At 37.2% G+C, this 14,652-nt stretch carries 13 protein-coding genes and 1 pseudogene; 5 read left to right on the top strand and 9 right to left on the bottom strand.

Annotation, left to right across the window (positions count from 1 at the left end):
* Positions 1–188: 188 nt before the first annotated feature.
* The 5 genes from AC625_RS02690 to AC625_RS02670 all read right to left on the bottom strand — a co-directional run bounded on the left by AC625_RS02690 (position 189) and on the right by AC625_RS02670 (position 5,363).
* Positions 189–986: an RNA-guided endonuclease InsQ/TnpB family protein gene (locus AC625_RS02690; RefSeq protein ID WP_245644914.1), complete on the bottom strand. Its 798-nt coding sequence runs from the start codon at positions 984–986 to the stop codon at positions 189–191.
* Between the two features lie 241 nt (positions 987–1,227).
* The gene (argH, locus tag AC625_RS02685) at positions 1,228–2,547 is read right to left on the bottom strand and encodes an argininosuccinate lyase (RefSeq protein ID WP_049679879.1); all 1,320 of its coding nucleotides are present in this window, start codon (positions 2,545–2,547) and stop codon (positions 1,228–1,230) included.
* Between the two features lie 26 nt (positions 2,548–2,573).
* Positions 2,574–4,145 (bottom strand): APC family permease, encoded by a 1,572-nt coding sequence (locus AC625_RS02680; protein ID WP_049679878.1) that lies wholly within the window; start codon positions 4,143–4,145, stop codon positions 2,574–2,576.
* A 538-nt stretch (positions 4,146–4,683) separates the two neighbouring features.
* Positions 4,684–4,986, bottom strand: coding sequence for a hypothetical protein (locus AC625_RS02675; protein WP_156187392.1), 303 nt, complete (start codon positions 4,984–4,986; stop codon positions 4,684–4,686).
* Between the two features lie 128 nt (positions 4,987–5,114).
* Complete coding sequence (locus AC625_RS02670; RefSeq protein WP_049679876.1) at positions 5,115–5,363, bottom strand: hypothetical protein; 249 nt, start codon at positions 5,361–5,363, stop codon at positions 5,115–5,117.
* A 389-nt stretch (positions 5,364–5,752) separates the two neighbouring features.
* On the opposite strand from AC625_RS02670, the gene AC625_RS02665 reads away from it, so the two are divergent.
* On the top strand, positions 5,753–6,235 hold the full coding sequence (locus tag AC625_RS02665) for a DUF2798 domain-containing protein (protein WP_049679875.1): 483 nt from the start codon (positions 5,753–5,755) through the stop codon (positions 6,233–6,235).
* Between the two features lie 269 nt (positions 6,236–6,504).
* Here AC625_RS02665 and AC625_RS02660 read toward each other — a convergent pair whose 3' ends face one another.
* Entirely contained in the window at positions 6,505–7,059 is a 555-nt protein-coding gene (locus AC625_RS02660; protein ID WP_049679874.1) for a TetR/AcrR family transcriptional regulator, read from the bottom strand.
* Positions 7,060–7,788: 729 nt separating this feature from the next.
* Here AC625_RS02660 and AC625_RS02655 point away from each other — a divergent pair.
* The gene (locus tag AC625_RS02655; RefSeq protein ID WP_049679873.1) at positions 7,789–8,985 is read left to right on the top strand and encodes an MFS transporter; all 1,197 of its coding nucleotides are present in this window, start codon (positions 7,789–7,791) and stop codon (positions 8,983–8,985) included.
* 156 nt (positions 8,986–9,141) lie between these two features.
* Here the strand turns inward: AC625_RS02655 and AC625_RS02650 are convergent, their stop codons facing one another.
* Positions 9,142–10,059: an AraC family transcriptional regulator gene (locus AC625_RS02650; protein WP_049679872.1), complete on the bottom strand. Its 918-nt coding sequence runs from the start codon at positions 10,057–10,059 to the stop codon at positions 9,142–9,144.
* Positions 10,060–10,271: 212 nt separating this feature from the next.
* Between AC625_RS02650 and AC625_RS02645 the strand changes: the two genes are divergently transcribed.
* From AC625_RS02645 to AC625_RS25325, 3 genes and pseudogenes are all read left to right on the top strand, one after another.
* Positions 10,272–11,252, top strand: a complete 981-nt coding sequence (locus AC625_RS02645; protein WP_049679871.1) for an aldo/keto reductase — start codon at positions 10,272–10,274, stop codon at positions 11,250–11,252.
* 156 nt (positions 11,253–11,408) lie between these two features.
* Entirely contained in the window at positions 11,409–12,596 is a 1,188-nt protein-coding gene (locus AC625_RS02640; RefSeq protein ID WP_049679870.1) for an MFS transporter, read from the top strand.
* Between the two features lie 192 nt (positions 12,597–12,788).
* Positions 12,789–13,322: pseudogene (locus AC625_RS25325) on the top strand (aldo-keto reductase family protein); the annotation flags it as partial.
* A gap of 252 nt (positions 13,323–13,574) precedes the next feature.
* Here AC625_RS25325 and AC625_RS02635 read toward each other — a convergent pair.
* The gene (locus AC625_RS02635; RefSeq protein WP_049679869.1) at positions 13,575–14,045 is read right to left on the bottom strand and encodes a DinB family protein; all 471 of its coding nucleotides are present in this window, start codon (positions 14,043–14,045) and stop codon (positions 13,575–13,577) included.
* Positions 14,046–14,218: 173 nt separating this feature from the next.
* Positions 14,219–14,652: group II intron maturase-specific domain-containing protein (locus tag AC625_RS02630; protein WP_281177211.1), on the bottom strand; the 434-nt coding region annotated here is incomplete at its 5' end.

Genomic DNA, 14,652 nt, shown 5'->3' with positions numbered 1-14,652 from the left:
GGATCATTATTGGTAAAAAATAAAGCACCCTTAACGATTAATACCATTCCACTTATTTTATCACCTTTTCGTGAATGACCCCTCCTTAACACCCTTTCGGGTTGTTTGAAGAAAGGGGCTTCCTGGTTCATCAACCATAGCATAGTGGGGTTTTCCAATATGTCTAACACAATCTCCACAGGCGTAGATTATACTGTTCGGACACAACCTTGCCCTACAGTTACAAGCAATTCTTCTATTGCTTTTTGCAGGATATTTTTTGCAGCGTTATAGTCTCGATCAAGGACCACTCCACATTTCTGACAAATATGAGTGCGAATAGAAAGGGATTTTTTTACTCGATTGTTACAGTAAGAACAATCTTGAGAAGTGAATTTTTGTTCTACCTTGATTAGCACGCCGCCATTTTTTTCACATTTATAAGCAAGCATGTTTCGAAACATCCCCCAACCAGCGTCAGAAATAGACTTAGATATCTTTCTATTCCTGATCATATTACGGATATTTAGATTTTCCACAGCGATAACCGAATAGTCTATCGCTAAGTTGTAGCTTAGTTTATGAAGAAAATCTTTTCGTTGATTTGCTACTTTCACATGTAATTGTCGAACTCGTTGTACTTGCCCAATGTAGTTAGCAGAACCTTTTTTCTTTTCAGAAATTTTTCGTTGTGCTTTCTTTAATTGTTTTTCTTTTTTACGAAGAAATCGAGGATTATCATACTCTGTGCCATTGGAAAGAACCGCATATTTATTAAGTCCCACATCCATGCCTACTGCATTATTTGCATTAATATTAGCTGGTATTACTTGCCTTTCGACACAAAAAATAGAATACCATCTTTTACCTTGACGCTTGATGATAAGTTGTTTGATTCTTCCTTCTAATGGTCTATGAAGCAGAATGTCTATTTCACCTAGCTTTGTATTGAATAACTTTCCGTTATCAGAAAAAGACATCGCCATTCTATTGCCTTTCGCATTCATCCCCTCCCTACCCTTGGGTTTCACCCTTCACAGGCTTGAGGATGGGGAATTCTTTCGGAAAGATGTTAAAAAAAAAGCATAGAATGAAAAAAGGACAAACTCTCCAAGGGGAGAAATTTGTCCTAAATCCAATAAAGCATACATCAACTATTTGGTTTTCTAGCCATAAATTTATTTGAACCAGAACCGAATTTATCCCGGTTTAACAGGCTGTAAAACCCCCACTGATGGAAGTTTCACTTTATTTTAATAAAGCGACTTTAATCCCTTTATTTAATATATTTTGATAATCAATGTATTCATATAGATCATCTTCAATCTTTGGAGATAAGCTTTTCAATTCTTCTAACGTTAAATCTTCAATGGCTTTATGATGGTCTTCACAATAAATGACAATTGAACCAACAATACTATGCGCATCTCTGAAAGCAACTCCTTTGCTAACTAAATAGTCAGCAACCTCTGTTGCATTAAGGAAGCCCTCTTTCACGGCTTTTTTCATGTTTTCACTATTCACTTTCATCGTAGAAATCATATGAGACATGATGTTTAAACAAGATAGTACCGTATCCAATGAGTCAAAAAATTGTTCTTTGTCTTCCTGCATATCTTTATTGTATGCCAAAGGCAAGCCTTTCATAGTGGTTAATAGCGAAGTAAGCGATCCGTATACTCTCCCTGTTTTTCCTCTGATAAGTTCAGCAGCATCAGGGTTTTTCTTTTGAGGCATGATACTGCTACCTGTAGAGTACGCGTCATCAATCGTAATAAATTTAAACTCTTGACTACTCCATAAAATTAATTCTTCACTTAATCTGCTTAAATGCATCATGATAATTGAGAAGTCGGACATTAATTCTAAAAGATAATCTCGATCACTTACTCCGTCCAAGAAGTTATCTACTGGTTTAGCGAATCCCAACTCTTCTGCTGTCATTGCGCGGTTTATCGTATGAGTAGTTCCTGCCAGAGCCCCACAACCAAGTGGACTTTCGTTCATAATATCAATGGCTTTAAGAACTCTTTTTCTATCGCGATCCAGCATGTTATAATATGCCATTAAATGATGTTGAAATGTGATGACTTGTGCACGTTGAAGATGAGTGTAACCTGGCATAATCACATTATTTTCTTTTGCTTTTTTTTCTAGGCTATTTTGTAGATCCTCAATGTATTCAATAACCTCTAAAGCTTTATTTTTTGCGTAAAGCCTCATATCTGTAGCTACTTGGTCATTTCTACTACGTGCCGTGTGAAGTTTTTTTCCTGTTTCACCAATTCGCTCCGTCAAATGTGCTTCAACAAAACTGTGGATATCTTCAAAACTTCCTTCGATACGTAATGTTCCGTTCTCAATATCCTCTAATATGGAAAGTAGAGACTTTACAATATCGTCTCCTTCTTTCTTTGTGAGTAAATCACATTGCACTAACATATTTACGTGTGCAATACTTCCCTTAATATCTTCAAAATAAAGCCTTTTATCAACTTTAAGTGAGCTATTAAAGTCTTCCATCAATTTATTTTCTTCTTTTCTAAAACGTCCGCCCCAAAGCTTCATAACATGTTCTCCTTTTAAAAAATTTATTACTTTAAGTTAGATATACTTTCTTGTAATTCTTCAATGTTTCCTTTTTTACGCATATACCAAACACCGTTATAAACGGCAAAGTTGTAAAAGATGAATCCAAGTATTGCCGTAACAATGGACATAAATGGCTCAGGAATAATACCATTACCACCAAAATCCCCTAAATATGACATCAAAACGAGCAATAAAATATAAATAACAAGATATATACCACCTAAGATTTCAATCGAGCTATATTTTTTGATAAAGTGGGTAATTAAATATGCAACAATCCCAATAATTAACCCCGTAATGGCAAGATGTACTCTACTCCAGTTTGTCCAATAAATAAGCAGCGTAGCAAAAACAAAGGCTGCCGGAGCAATAATATGCATACCTGGGAGACCTTTGTCTTTGGTCAAACCGACCTTACGGAAAACCATGACCGTTACACACGCTGAAGCATACTTAAAAATACCAATGGCTCCTACAATCGCAACAATTGCCGTCCAACTTTTTAAAGGGAATAAGAATAACAACCCGATAAAGAAATTGAGAGCAAGTGCTCGTGTAGGAACACCAAATCGTTTGTTGATTGTTCCGAAGAAAGCTGGTAAGAACCCGCTTTTCGCCATCCCAAACACATGTCTTGAAGTTCCAGCTGTATAAGTAAGCGCTGAACCTGTTGGGGAAACCATAGCATCAGCTGTAATAATCCACGATAACCAAACCATATTTGCCATAAGGGCTAGATTTGCAAATGGGGAATCGAACTTAATTCCACTCCAACCGTTAACTAACATCTCTGGTGGAACCGCTCCAATAAAAACAATTTGAAGTAATACATATAATATGGCAGCAACTACAAGAGACGTGATCAACGCTAGTGGAATGTTACGTCTAGGGTTCACGACTTCACCACTCATCATCACTACATTACCAAATCCTGTATAGGCAAAAAATATCCCACTAGTTAATATCGCGCTTAATCCAGCACCAATACCATATGGGGCAAATCCTTGACTTGTAAAGTTCTCTGCATGAAAACCTGTCATAAAGAAAGCGATGATCGTGAGCACCGGTACAACAAATTTAATAGTCGTAATAACTGTATTCGTAATAGCAAATAATTTTACTCCAAAATAGTTGAAAACAACAAAGAATACCATTAACACCGTTGAGGCTAGTATGCCAGTTGTAGTAAGTTGCTCCGTTGTTAGATCATACAATCCGGGCCAAAACTGATTCGCGTATTGAATCACTCCTGCCGATTCCACAGGTGCAGTAGCACAGTAACCAAGCCAGATCGAATAACTTGTCACTGTAGCAAGCATTTTTCCATTGGAATAGAGGGGATAACGGCCCAAGCCACCTGTTTCAGGCTTAACTCTTCCTAATTCAGCATAAATAAGGGCGATGAGTGTAATCGCAATTGCACCGAGTGCCCAGGACATAATAGCTGCGGGACCAGCTAATTTTGCCGCTGCCCAAGGTCCGAAAAGCCAACTTGACCCAATAATCCCCCCAAGAGATAATGCAGTAAGTGACCAAAACCCCATTCTCTTTTTCAAATATTGTTCTTGATTCATGAATTTCCCTCTTTCTTAAAATGTATAAATATGAGCTCCTTATTATATCATAATAATTTTGTGTAAATCTTCTCAATATTTCCTTTATATACTTTTAGAATTTCTAATTATTTCATAACGGTATCAAAAATAAAAGAATGCTTTAAGGGCGCGATATAAACCGCTTTCCGAATACGTTACAAGTACATTGTTAACAATATTCACCTCAAGGTCTTCATAGATGTATCAAGGATATTTCTATTTCGAAAGGTTACCTTTTATGCATTATTATTCCTTCTCAGTGTATTTCATTAAACTAACGTATTACCTCTAATTCTTACACTGAGAATCAAAGTTAACCTTTTGTAGAGTGGGGGGCAATTATTTATTACTTATTTAATAGGATTTCAATTTTGGACTGTTTCTCAAAATTGATTACCATTTCGCCTTTACTTTTATCTTAGTAATAGAGGAAAAATTTTTTCAATAGAAACAGGATTACAATCGGTACAACCGAATTTGTAACCCTTCTGTTTTTTGTTGTTTAACTAGTTGTTTCTCATTTATAGTACGGAGGTTCATTCCCTTCACTACCAGATGCGGTTAAAGATCCACGTTCTACCTCATACGAAAAGGACGAGAAACCCTTTACCTTTCCTGTATTCCATCTTTCAGTAAAAGTAATGAAATATTTTTCTTTTCCTGTTTCTTTTGTAGCTGTTTCCCTCTCAACACGGTAACCATCAATCTGCCCTTCCCATTTGTCAATATTCTTAGGGAAAACATCTGTAACAGTCCCATTATCATTGGTGGCAAATTCAACAGCGTCTTCCATTGTAAAGGGTGGTAAAGGTTCAGACATGATATGAAAATAGCCCCAAAGCAAACCGCATATTACGACTGGAAAAAGAAAAAACATCTTAAAACTTTTTTGAACCTTAGCTCTTACAAATAGCCATCTATCGATTAGAGCATAGAACAAAGCAACTATCATTCCGGATAACGCCAATGTAAATTCCTGAAAAAGCCAACCGAAACCAAATTCCCATAAATTAAAACAATTATGCCTATATACATACTATATACGGGTAACCAGCCTAAAAAATCCCCTCCTAAACCATGGGGATATTCCGAATTAACTCTATCTGCCATATATAAATAAGCTAAGATCATAGAAGAGATCATTGTCGTAACGAATGTGACTGTTATTTTCCTTTTAATCAGACTTTCGACTTCCATACACCCCCTCCCATAATACTAAATCCATAAATGATAACAAGGAATAAAGTGAAACTTCAATTAGTGGGGGGTTTTACTGCACGCTAATGCAGGATAAAAAGGAAGTTCCCATCAAACGTTACTTCATTTAGATAAATTCCTTTATTATTAGTCTCAATAATTGTTTCTTCTCTCCATTGGATCATTCGTTATCCTCCTTCCCTGATGTAAGTTAATCATCAATCTCTTCAACTTGAAGACAGAGCTCTTCTATTTGCAACTCTATTTTTCACGTCAAAACAACAGTATCATTTAACATTGTCTAAAAAGATTCACAGAAACGTCACTTATGTAAAAAAATCTAGTCATATATAATTACATTTATTCTCTATAAGAAAGGATGTTTTTATTTGCCTAGTAATAAAAAAGAAGGTATTATTTTTGGACTATTTATGTGTTTTGGAATGGTTCTTATTATGTCAGCTTACAACACAGCTTTACACGGATTTTCATCGTTTACAGTAGGGAGTGCAGTAATTCAATTTGTCATAACATTTATCGTTGCTTTTATTGCAGAGTCACTCGTTGAACCGAAAACGCGTAAATTTGCATTATCACTACCTTATGATAAATCCAAAGAAATCAACTTTATTGTGGCGATTGCTTTTTGTATGGTCCCTGTCATGGTTCTTATTATGTCAGTATACGGACTTATTTTAACGGCGGTAATGACAGGTATTGAAGGTTCAATTTTCACAGCTTACCTTAAAACAGTTGGTCTAAACTTTATCGTGGCGCTTCCGTCCCAGTTACTAATTGTTGGACCAATCTCACGTAGGCTATTAGCTAAATACATTAAACCATCAACACCAAAGCCAGAATTAAACGTGTAAAAACAAGCAAGCTACTTTTGGGTAGCTTGCTTGTTCTAGGTAGAACCTCCAAAATGGGTTTCAATGTCCTTCCCTGTTATTTAAGCATCATCCAAATGTCAGTATTACTGTCTGTTATTCAACAAAACCGCCTCGTTAGCTTCATTACAATCCTTCACAATTTGCATTTTTTGTATAGGATGAGACCAAATTTCTAGTTAAAGTACCTTCCAAGTATTACGCCTTTCTTCTTCACAAAATTGAGGTGTACGTTTTTCATAGAAAGATACCTATAGATTCCTCTCAAACAATATCCCTATTTGTTCTTCCATGACATGAGGTGGATAAGGCATTCCATTCTTAAACCACCATTCCACTGCCCCTATGTAAGCTGTTCCAAAAAATTGAAGAATAACCTCTTCGCTTAAACCGCAATTTTTTCCTTCGGTTATATTCCATCCATTCTTTACGTTCTTTATATCCTCGATGACAAACGCAAGGAACCGGTTGCGAAAGTAAGGGGCACCTTTACTGGCTAGCATAGACGAAAAGAATAAATAATTACTTTCAAAGTAATCGAACCAAGTCACACTTCCATCTATAGAATCCGTTTCAGTTTCCCGTTCGCAGATTTCCCGTAGATCGTTAATATGTTCTTCAATGAGCTTATCTAGCAAATCATATTTATCCATGTAATGAAGATAAATGGTTCTTCGGCTAACATTTGCCCTATCAGAAATATCTTGTATCGTGATGTCATCAAATTTTTTTTCAGACATCAGTTCAATAACAGCTTTTTTTATCGCTTCTCGAGATTTGAGTATTCTTCTATCCACTTTAGACATTGTGAGGATCACCAAACTTTCTTTAAAGTAATTCACAATTTCAATCGATTTGTGCACTAATGTACGAATCGTAGTCATTTGATAATTGCAAACATCCCGTGTCTATTTATAATTATACACACATGTAACTTAATACACTAACATGCATTAATGTATTTTTAGGATATCTAATTTAGCTAAATTAATAGAATTTATGAGGAGACGTTGGACATGATCGAACAAGTAACATTCAAAAACAACAATCTGAAAATGACTGGGAATATGCCAGATAAAATGGAACAGTATGTATGACATTCCTGAATATGTAGGGCAGCACCTAAACAAACTGACAGCGTTTTTGGTAAGAATTTTTGTTAGAACTATAAAATCGAAAGATAAGAATGAGTGGTTGTAATAGCGGAGAATCGATTGAAACATCAGTAAACAAGATCAGATGAAATGATAGTTAACAAAGACAGTCGGCTGTCTCAAAAGAGCTAAATTAACTAGATACATGTTTTTTAATTATGATGCAACAGTAACTACACCAATAATAAAACATATGAAGAAGATATTGTGTTTCAAATCGCTATCCTTGACTGTATCGTTCTCATTAGTAGAATACGGAAAGATTAAAGCAAGCGAGATCTTCTTAAATGAAACAGGTGGTGTATCTGTTCATGTTATTTATAGTCATACATTACGCAAAGTTTAAGATTTATTCTTAATGAAGATAGGAGATAAAAATTTATGGCTAAAGAACACAATTTACTTATATTTATATTGACTATAGGAGTTTTCGGCATCTTAACTACTGAAATGGGGGTTATTGGTATATTACCTTTAATCGCTGACCACTTTCATATTAGTGTATCCAAAGCAGGGCTGCTAGTGAGTCTCTTTGCACTTGCTGTTGCAATATCTGGTCCCATTTTGCCGTTATTGTTTTCAGGTATAAATCGTAAGATGGTAATGTTATTTGTACTTGGCATTTTCGTTCTGGGAAACATTATCTCCATATTTGCAGCAAACTTTACTATTGTACTAATTGCTCGTACCATTCCAGCCTTTTTTCATCCAGTTTATTGTTCATTAGCTTTGACAGTAGCTGCTACCTCAGTTAGCAAGGAAGAATCCCCAAAGGCTGTTTCTAAAGTAATGTTGGGAGTGACCGCAGGTATGGTACTTGGTATACCAATCTCTAATTATATTGCTAGTGAAACTTCCTTAGAAATGGCGATGTTATTCTTTACTATCGTTAACGCTATGGCATTCATAGCTACATTACTATTTGTACCATCTATGCCTGTTAAGGAAAGAGTTTCTTATGGAACTCAATTAAGCGTACTAAAAAAGTCAGTTACTTGGTTAGCTATTTTTACAATCATATTTATAGGTTCTGCAATATCCAGTGTTAATAGTTACATTGCAGTGTACCTTGAAACCATTACTAATATATCGGGGAAAACATTAAGTTTGGCGTTATTATTATTAGGTTTAGCAAGTCTGATTGGAACCCTCGCAGGAGGAAAGTTACTTACTAAAAATGCCTTGAAAACTGTAATATCTTTACCAATCGTATTAGGAATCGTTTATCTATTATCATTGCTAACGGGGAAGTCCACTGGACCTATGATGATAACTATTTTGTTATTTGGAATATTATTTGCTATAGGACACATAGTTAGCCAATATTGGATTACATCTGCGGCTCCAGATGCTCCTGATTTCGCGAATGGGTTGTTTCTATCGGGCGGTAATTTAGGGATAACAATTGGTACTGCGATAGGTGGATTATTTATATCGGGTATGGGCACACAATACATCGTATTAGGGGGATTACTATTCTTGATATTGAGTTTAGCATCTATTTTACTGAGTAACTACATGTATAATCCGAAAAAACAACTTTCTAGCATAGAAGAAAAAGCCGATCTTCCTACTTAGGAAAATCGGCTTTTTCTATAACATTGTAAAGTATTGTACTTTATCTAATCTGCTTACGTTAGTTTACGTACATTTCTTCACTATAAATGAACAATAATAGAAAAGTCTTTCTAGTAAAAGTATCTTCCAAATGATTAGACCCCCGTTGAGCAGGGTTCATGAGTTGATCCTTTGGTCGTATTTCTTCCTCAGACGATTTATATCTTCTCTAGGTGGAAAACCAAACATGCGGGAATATTCACGACTGAATTGTGATGGACTTTCGTAGCCTACCCGGAATGCGACATCAGCGGCATCTGTTGACTCGGATAATAACAGGCGCCTAGCTTCCTGCAGCCTCAATTGTTTTTGAAACTGAATCGGGCTCATAGCAGTTATCTCTTTAAAGTGCCTATGAAGTGAAGGAACACTCATATTCGCTCTTTCCGCAAGTTCCTCAATTCGAAAAGACCTATCATAGTTATTTATGATATATTCTATAACGTCTCTGATTCGATAGGCATAGCTACCTTCTATTGCCATTTGTTCAAGCGCATCCCCATGGGGACCTTGTAGAACCCTATAGAGAATTTCCTTCGTGAATAATGGAGCAAGTACCGGAATATCTTTCGGGTTGTCTAGCAAACAGGCTAACTTAACTACTGCGTCTAACAGAGAAGACTCTACTTCGCTGACAAACATCGCTCGTTTCGCATTTTTTTTCGGTCCAACTCGAATTTCAGAATCACTTAAAACCTCTAAGATTTGACTCGGTGTAAATTCAAGTTTGAGAGACAAATACGGAGCGTCAGCAGAGGCTTTTATAACCTGCCCGGTAACCGGCAAGTCAACGGATGCAACAATGTAATTAGAAGGACCGTACCTAAAGCGCTCCTGTGCCAAGAATACCTCCTTCTCACCTTGAACGATAATGCAAAAGGATGGCTGGTTAACTCTATAAATGGGTTCGGTAACAATTGATTCACGGATGAAAAATAAAGACGGAATAGCAGTCGGGTGAACACCATCCTGCCCTGAATAACGCTCAATGAGTTTTCCAAGTTCATGCTGCTGTTTGTATATTCGCTCAGACATATGTGATTCTCCTTATTCCCTTCATCTTAGATAGTTTCATTTTATCGCATATTCGTCGATTGCGTAAGTCGTTGTGAGAGGATCAGGCAATCATTTGATACGAATAGGATAACGGTTACTTTTTCATTTGTTGCATAATTAGGAGTACATACGTCACGATAAACAATAACTGAAAGTGAAGCGGTTAATAAAAGAAAGTAAGGAGTAATCAAATGGAATATGTAAAACTCGGAAGTACAGGCTTAGATGTATCCAGGCTTTGTCTAGGCTGTATGAGCTTTGGTGTAGCAGAGAGGTGGATTCATCAATGGGTACTCGATGAAGAGCCCAGTCGTCCTATTATTAAAAAAGCCCTTGAGCTTGGTATCAATTTTTTTGATACGGCGAATGTATATTCAGACGGAACAAGCGAGGAAATTGTTGGACGAGCTCTAAAGGATTATGCCAATCGTGATGAAATTGTACTTGCAACGAAGGTTCATGGTCGTATGCATGAAGGTCCAAATGGTGCCGGTCTTTCCCGAAAGGCAATCATGAGTGAAATTGATAAGAGTCTGAAAAGACTTGGAACCGATTATGTAGACCTTTATCAAATCCACCGCTGGGATTACAATACGCCCATCGAAGAAACGATGGAAGCATTGCATGATGTAGTGAAGGCGGGGAAGGCAAGATATGTTGGTGCTTCTGCCATGTACGCATGGCAGTTCCAAAAGGCACTACATGTAGTGGAGAAAAATGGATGGACTCGCTTTGTGTCGATGCAGAATCATTTAAACCTCATTTATCGTGAAGAGGAACGGGAAATGCTGCCTCTTTGTAAGGAAGAAAAAATCGGCGTGATCCCTTATAGCCCGCTTGCATCAGGAAGATTGACTCGTGATTGGGCGGAAACAACTTATCGTTCAGAAACCGATCAAATTCAAAAATCTAAATATGATGCGACTGCTGATGCAGATCGATTGGTCGTAGAGCGGGCTGCTGCAATCGCAGAAAAACGTGGCGTTCCCCGTATTCATATCGCACTTGCCTGGTTGCTACAGAAAGAACCAATAACAGCTCCTATTATCGGTGCTACGAAAATGTCTCATCTCGAAGATGCCGTAGGTGCTCTATCAATTAAGTTAACACCTGAAGAAATTGCGTCCCTAGAAGAACCGTATGTACCTCACCCAATAATTGGTTTTAGTTAATTATGGTGTGACAACATATTTAACATTTTTCAACAGAATTAAAGCCAAATTTCCTAAGTAGGAATTTCGGCTTTTTCTATACCTTTGTGACGTATTGTATTTGAACTATCCTGCAAAGATATAACACTGAATCTTTCACCCAAGGAGGAATGAAATGTGGAACGCTTATGGACGAAGTCGTTTATTCTCATGATCATAGGGATGTTTTTCCTATTCACTGCATTTTATATGCTGTATCCAACGCTTCCTCTGTTTATCAAACAGATGGGCGGCAACGAAGCGCAGATCGGTCTCGCGATGGGGGCTTTTATGCTGTCTTCCGTAATTTTCCGCCCATTCGTCGGCTGGTTGCTAGATCAGTTCGGCAGGCGTCCATTTATCGTCTGGGGGCTGTTCCTCTTTGCCGTGGCGATGTATATGTATAACTGGATGGGCGGAATCGTCGTTTTGATGGGGCTCAGAATATTGCACGGGATGACCTGGGCCGTTTCCACAACCGCCGTTCTCACTGCGATTACGGATATGATTCCGTCCACCCGCCGCGGAGAAGGCCTGGGGTGGTCTGGGATGGCTATGACTCTAGCTATGGCAATCGGTCCAATGTTCGGTCTATGGGTTACACAGAACCTCTCGTACCATTCTCTATTTCTATTTGCAGCCGTCCTCTCTGTCGCAGCGCTGTTCTTAACGTCCGGTGCCAAAATGCCTTTTAATCCTCAAACGGGTGTAAGGAGAATTGAACTTTTCGAAAAATCGATCTTACCCGTTATGGCATCAATCTTTTTGCTGTTTATCGCTTATGGTGGCATTACCACCTTTGTACCGCTGTTTGCCGACTCGATCAAGGTCAATTCCGGTACATTCTTTCTGGTTTATGCAGCCACGCTTGTCCTAATCCGTCCCATTGCGGGGAAACTTTCAGACCGGTACAGTGAGACGGTTGTCATTATTCCTGCACTAGTGATTACGATTTCGGCTTTGGTTGTCTTGAGTTTCTCGATCAATTTGTTCGGCGTGATCATTTCGGCGGTTATGTACGGTATTGGTTTCGGTTCCGCGCAACCTGCTCTTCAAGCGGCAACGATACGTCTTGTCAGTCCAGAACGTACAGGTGCAGCCAATGCTTCTTTTTCGACTGCTACCGACCTCGGTATCGGATTAGGTGCAATCTTGCTAGGCTGGGTTTCTCAGTACACGAGTTACCAGGTATTGTTCACGGTTAGCGCCGTGTCAGTCGCGTTTTCCTTGTTGTTGTTCACTTTTTTTGTGAAACGTTTGTTGAAATACAAAGGGCTTCGCCTTCCGAAACAGGTTGACGCAGACTCAGCTTCACTAAACAGTTAGCCCATTGGAATGTAAATAATTCCCCTGATTTAAATACCTATTTTTGAAGCAACCCTTAAAGACAATTTTCAATTGTTTTGTTCAATAATCAACAAATGGTGTTCTATTAACCATTACACTCATACTGTTTTTGTTTATATAATAAACGATGGTTAGCTATATTACATCTATTGAGAAGTAGGGAAAAATCAAATGGAATATGTGAAACTTGGAAATACAGGCTTGGATGTATCCTGACTTTATGAGCTTTAGTGTAGCAGAACGATGGATTCAGCAATAAGTACTTGATGAAGAGCATAGTCGTCCTATTATTAAAAAAGCCCTTGAGCTTGGTATCAATTTTTTTGATAGGGCGAATGTGTATTTAGACGGAACAAAGGTTTATAACTGCATGCAGAAAGGTCCAGATGGTGCTAATCCTTCCCGAAAAGCAATCATAAGTGAAATCGATATGAACCCATAAGGTTTGGAACCGATTATGTAGATTTTTATCAAATCCACTGCTGGGAAGGCAAGATACATTGGTGCTTCTGCATGTATGCATGGCAGTTTCAAAAGGCATTACATGTAGCTGAAAAAAATGGGCGGACCAGGTTTGTATCGATGCAGAATCATTTAAACCTCTTATACTGTGAAGTGGAGAGGGAGATGTTGCCACTTTATAAGGAAGAAAAAATCAGTGTGATTCCATATTGCCCTCTCGCATCAAGAAGATTGACACGTGATTAGTCAGATGTTGTATGAAAAATTAGTTCTTTACTCAAGGTATATAAAAATCCTATAAAATCCATAACTTGTAACTAAAAATAATGAAGAAAGTCCTTTACTAGTTGTACTATTTGTAAAAAAACTGAACGCCTGCATAATAAAAATGTTCTTTACTATTTGTTACACAAATGCCCCCGTTAATGGAATAACTAAAACATGAAACGCGTTCTAAAATCACTTTATTTTTACTCAACTAATGCACCTGTTAGTTCAATAAGAAATATAGTTGTTATTTTTAATTAAAATTTGGTTGTTAATATGATGTTCCATATGTTCCAGGTAGTCCTGTATAAGCCACTCTAATGGTTTTTGTTGATTATTACCAATATCACAAAGATAAGATAATTTCTCTGCAGGAATATTTATAAATATATTTATGACTTGAGTATTTAGTGTTTGAAAAAGTGTAATTATTTCATCAAGTGGTCTTTCTTGATAATTCTGGACTATCACCCATTGTTCTTGATTATACGACTGGATAACATAAGGTTGTTCTACATATTGAATTTTTATAAACCTCTCAATATTATTTATTGCAGAGTCACATAGATGTCCTAATATCTCTTTTTTTGACCATTTATTTGGTGATGGTCGATTAGATAATTCTGGTTCTGACATCAAGTTGTATTCTTTTGGTAATGATTGTATCCAGTGGTTTATTCCATAAATTACATTTTCCATACTCCCACTCCCCTTCAAGATTTATCTAACAATATTCGTCTAAAAACATTGATATACCTTCTTCAACTAGTCGAGTAGAAGGGAACCTTTCTACCTTTCGGTAGATTGTGTTCCTCCCCCCTCACAGAACCGTGCTTGCGCTATTCACGCACACGGCTCCTCCTAGTTATCATTCACAAAATGTAGCTAATCTCTTTTCTTAAGTCATATATATTGACCTTAACTCTTGGTGAAGGTAGTGGATATTTATCAAGAAATAGTCTGAATTTATCCCATGTAAAGGATTTCCTTTGACTTCTTCTGTTGAGCCATTTATACAGTATGTATCCGATTTTGTCTTTGAATTTGTTTACACTTTGGATGTTATCTGTGATGCAGTAATAGTTGTAATAACCTATTAGTGAGCGTTTAAATCTATCCATAATCATATGAATATCTTTATTTCTATTATTCTTCAACCATTCTTTTGATTCCTTAAGTTTGCCTTGGACTTTCTTCCTGCTTGATTTCCTTTTCACTCGAAAATTTCCCTGTTTACTCTTCCCACAATAGTGTGTAAAACCTAGGAAATCAAAGGTTGCTGGTTTTCTATTTCCCTTTTGTTTCG

The sequence above is a fragment of the Peribacillus loiseleuriae genome, from assembly GCF_001183985.1.
Taxonomy (GTDB): domain Bacteria; phylum Bacillota; class Bacilli; order Bacillales; family DSM-1321; genus Peribacillus; species Peribacillus loiseleuriae.
This window is presented reverse-complemented; position numbering and strand designations above follow the sequence as displayed.

Bases quoted from the DNA above. Each gene is read 5' to 3' on its own strand.
- AC625_RS02650 (WP_049679872.1), bottom strand. From the start codon at position 10,059: ATGTCTGAGCGAATATACAAACAGCAGCATGAACTTGGAAAACTCATT.
- AC625_RS02670 (WP_049679876.1), bottom strand. From the start codon at position 5,363: ATGGAAGTCGAAAGTCTGATTAAAAGGAAAATAACAGTCACATTCGTT.
- argH (WP_049679879.1), bottom strand. From the start codon at position 2,547: ATGAAGCTTTGGGGCGGACGTTTTAGAAAAGAAGAAAATAAATTGATG.
- AC625_RS02645 (WP_049679871.1), top strand. From the start codon at position 10,272: ATGGAATATGTAAAACTCGGAAGTACAGGCTTAGATGTATCCAGGCTT.
- AC625_RS02675 (WP_156187392.1), bottom strand. From the start codon at position 4,986: ATGTCTGAACCTTTACCACCCTTTACAATGGAAGACGCTGTTGAATTT.
- AC625_RS02655 (WP_049679873.1), top strand. From the start codon at position 7,789: ATGGCTAAAGAACACAATTTACTTATATTTATATTGACTATAGGAGTT.
- AC625_RS02690 (WP_245644914.1), bottom strand. From the start codon at position 986: ATGAATGCGAAAGGCAATAGAATGGCGATGTCTTTTTCTGATAACGGA.
- AC625_RS02635 (WP_049679869.1), bottom strand. From the start codon at position 14,045: ATGGAAAATGTAATTTATGGAATAAACCACTGGATACAATCATTACCA.
- AC625_RS02660 (WP_049679874.1), bottom strand. From the start codon at position 7,059: ATGTCTAAAGTGGATAGAAGAATACTCAAATCTCGAGAAGCGATAAAA.
- AC625_RS02680 (WP_049679878.1), bottom strand. From the start codon at position 4,145: ATGAATCAAGAACAATATTTGAAAAAGAGAATGGGGTTTTGGTCACTT.